Source organism: Hoeflea sp. YIM 152468 (assembly GCF_029210485.1).
In the GTDB taxonomy this organism is placed as follows: domain Bacteria; phylum Pseudomonadota; class Alphaproteobacteria; order Rhizobiales; family Rhizobiaceae; genus Hoeflea.
Window position 1 is genome coordinate 1 of record NZ_JARGET010000034.1, and the last position, 582, is coordinate 582.

At 61.0% G+C, this 582-nt stretch carries 1 protein-coding gene; it reads left to right on the forward strand.

Features of this window, described 5'->3' with window-relative positions; translation table 11 throughout:
* Positions 1-582: hypothetical protein (locus tag PZ897_RS17845; RefSeq protein ID WP_275753993.1), on the forward strand; the 582-nt coding region annotated here is incomplete at both ends.

Genomic DNA, 582 nt, shown 5'->3' on the forward strand with positions numbered 1-582 from the left:
CGGTTCGGACACGTTTACCGGCAACGGCGCCAATGACGGCGTGGTCAACACCATACGGGTGGAATCCGCCGGCACGATTGTCGGGCTGGACGGCTTTGCCAACGGCGTCGATGTGATCGATGTCAGGAGCCATGCCAATGTCGAGGTGCAGGGCACCACCGGCAACGATGTGCTCGACTTCTCCGAGGTCAGGTTCTCCAATGTCGGCGCAGGCTTCGAGGTCGATGCCGGCAACAACAACGACACGATCACCACCTCGAACAAGGACTCGGTGAACTATCGCGGCGGTCACGGCAACGACACCTTCAACATCAGCACCGGCCAGGCTGCCACGTTCCTGTATTCGGGCACGAACAACGGTTCGGACACGTTTACCGGCAACGGCGCCAATGACGGCGTGGTCAACACCATACGGGTGGAATCCGCCGGCACGATTGTCGGGCTGGACGGCTTTGCCAACGGCGTCGATGTGATCGATGTCAGGAGCCATGCCAATGTCGAGGTGCAGGGCACCACCGGCAACGATGTGCTCGACTTCTCCGAGGTCAGGTTCTCCAATGTCGGCGCAGGCTTCGAGGTCGA